This window comes from Stappia sp. P2PMeth1 (assembly GCF_900185735.1).
In the GTDB taxonomy this organism is placed as follows: Bacteria; Pseudomonadota; Alphaproteobacteria; order Rhizobiales; family Stappiaceae; genus Stappia.
Window position 1 is genome coordinate 2,501 of record NZ_FYAW01000052.1, and the last position, 3,135, is coordinate 5,635.

At 55.8% G+C, this 3,135-nt stretch carries 2 rRNA genes; both read left to right on the top strand.

The features are described 5' to 3' along the window. Positions 1-194 precede the first annotated feature (194 nt). A 23S ribosomal RNA gene (locus P2PM1_RS23735) occupies positions 195-2,918 on the top strand. Between the two features lie 82 nt (positions 2,919-3,000). Next, positions 3,001-3,116 (top strand): 5S ribosomal RNA (gene rrf, locus P2PM1_RS23740). The last annotated feature ends 19 nt before the right edge of the window (positions 3,117-3,135 follow it).

The window sequence follows — 3,135 nt, forward strand, 5'->3', positions numbered from 1 at the left end:
CGTTCCGTTGCTTGCCGGCGATCAGTTGGAGGGCTTCGGCCCGAGAATTGGTCCCTTTACTGAGCGGAGGATTAAGCCTCCGGAGCGCTGCTGACCGCGCGCATCGCTGGATATGATCTCGTGAAACTGGTCTTAGTATCGATGCCTGGTGCCACCTTCGGCTGGCACCATGGATGGGCATTGATAATGAGAGTGATCAAGTGCCTTAAGGGCATTCGGTGGATGCCTTGGCGACAAGAGGCGATGAAGGACGTGATACGCTGCGATAAGCCGTGGGGAGCTGCGAATAAGCTTTGATCCGCGGATTTCCGAATGGGGAAACCCACTCCGTAAGGAGTACCCGCAAGGGAGCGAACCCGGGGAACTGAAACATCTCAGTACCCGGAGGAAAGGACATCAACAGAGACTCCGTTAGTAGTGGCGAGCGAACGCGGACCAGGCCAGTGGCTTGTGCTTAAGAACCGGAACCGTCTGGAAAGTCGGACCATAGCGGGTGATAGTCCCGTACGGGTAGAAAGAGCATGAGTCCTCGAGTAGGGCGGGACACGTGAAATCCTGTCTGAACATGGGGGGACCACCCTCCAAGCCTAAGTACTCCTTGTCGACCGATAGCGAACAAGTACCGTGAGGGAAAGGTGAAAAGCACCCCGACGAGGGGAGTGAAACAGACCCTGAAACCGGATGCCTACAAACAGTCGGAGGGCGCAAGCCTGACGGCGTACCTTTTGTATAATGGGTCAGCGACTTAATTTGACATGCAAGCTTAAGCCGGAAGGTGTAGGCGCAGCGAAAGCGAGTCTGAATAGGGCGATTTAGTATGTCGGATTAGACCCGAAACCGAGTGATCTAGCCATGACCAGGTTGAAGGTGCGGTAACACGCACTGGAGGACCGAACCCACGCCTGTTGAAAAAGTCGGGGATGAGTTGTGGCTAGGGGTGAAAGGCCAATCAAACTCGGAAATAGCTGGTTCTCCGCGAAATCTATTTAGGTAGAGCGTCGGACGAATACTTCTGGGGGTAGAGCACTGGATGGGCTATGGGGACTCACCGTCTTACTGATCCTAACCAAACTCCGAATACCAGAAAGTACTATCCGGCAGACACACAGTGGGTGCTAACGTCCATTGTGGAGAGGGAAACAACCCTGACCGCCAGTTAAGGTCCCCAAATCATGGCTAAGTGGCAAAGGATGTAGGACTCCCAAAACAACCAGGATGTTGGCTTAGAAGCAGCCATCATTTAAAGAAAGCGTAACAGCTCACTGGTCTAAACAAGGGGTTCCGCGCCGATAATGTAACGGGGCTCAAGCCATGTACCGAAACTGCGGGTTCAGCGTAAGCTGAGCGGTAGCGGAGCGTTCCGTAGGCCTGCGAAGGGAGACCCGTGAGGGCTCCTGGAGGTATCGGAAGTGCGAATGCTGACATGAGTAACGATAAAGGGGGTGAGAGACCCCCTCGCCGAAAGTCCAAGGGTTCCTGCGCAACGCTAATCGGCGCAGGGTTAGCCGGCCCCTAAGGCGAGGCCGAAAGGCGTAGTCGATGGGAATGCAGTTAATATTCTGCAGCCTGCGGGTAGTGACGGATGCCGTGTGTCGTATCCCCTTACTGGATTGGGGGTGCGGTGAAGGTGTTCCAGGAAATAGCTCCCGCGTACAGACCGTACCCGAAACCGACACAGGTGGACTGGTAGAGCATACCAAGGCGCTTGAGAGAACTATGCTGAAGGAACTCGGCAAATTGCTCCCGTAAGTTCGCGAGAAGGGAGCCCCGGGCTTGGGCAACCAGGTTCGGGGGGCACAGACCAGGGGGTGGCGACTGTTTATCAAAAACACAGGGCTCTGCGAAGCCGCAAGGCGACGTATAGGGTCTGACGCCTGCCCGGTGCCGGAAGGTTAAGAGGAGGTGTGCAAGCACCGAATTGAAGCCCCGGTAAACGGCGGCCGTAACTATAACGGTCCTAAGGTAGCGAAATTCCTTGTCGGGTAAGTTCCGACCTGCACGAATGGCGTAACGACTTCCCCGCTGTCTCCAGCATAGACTCAGTGAAATTGAATTCCCCGTGAAGATGCGGGGTTCCTGCGGTCAGACGGAAAGACCCCGTGCACCTTTACTACAGCTTCACACTGGCATTCGTGTCGACATGTGTAGGATAGGTGGTAGACGTCGAAGCAGGAGCGCCAGCTCTTGTGGAGTCACCCTTGAAATACCACCCTTGTCGTCATGGATGTCTAACCGCGACGCAACAACGTCCGGGACAGTGTGTGGCGGGTAGTTTGACTGGGGCGGTCGCCTCCCAAATGGTAACGGAGGCGCGCGATGGTGGGCTCAGAACGGTCGGAAATCGTTCGTCGAGTGCAATGGCATAAGCCCGCCTGACTGCGAGACTGACAAGTCGAGCAGAGACGAAAGTCGGTCATAGTGATCCGGTGGTCCCTCGTGGAAGGGCCATCGCTCAACGGATAAAAGGTACGCCGGGGATAACAGGCTGATGATTCCCAAGAGTCCATATCGACGGAATCGTTTGGCACCTCGATGTCGGCTCATCACATCCTGGGGCTGGAGCAGGTCCCAAGGGTTCGGCTGTTCGCCGATTAAAGTGGTACGTGAGCTGGGTTCAGAACGTCGCGAGACAGTTCGGTCCCTATCTGCCGTGGGTGTAGGAGAATTGAGAGGATCTGTCCCTAGTACGAGAGGACCGGGATGGACGCACCTCTGGTGGACCTGTTGTCGCGCCAGCGGCATAGCAGGGTAGCTATGTGCGGAACGGATAACCGCTGAAAGCATCTAAGCGGGAAACCGGCCTCAAAACCAGTTCTCCCTATCAGAGCCGTGGAAGACCACCACGTCGATAGGCCGGGTGTGGACGTGCAGCAATGCATGAAGCTTACCGGTACTAATAGCTCGACCGGCTTGATCACTCTCATTAATCAATGCCCATCCATCGTCCCCAAAAGACGAAACAAAACCTAAGACCAGTTCACGATTTTTGCGCTCTGCCGGCCTGGTGGCCATTGCGGGGACCCAAACACCCGATCCCATCCCGAACTCGGAAGTGAAACGCCCCAGCGCCAATGGTACTGCGTCTCAAGACGTGGGAGAGTCGGTCGCCGCCAGGCCCGCAAAGCGCAAAAAAAA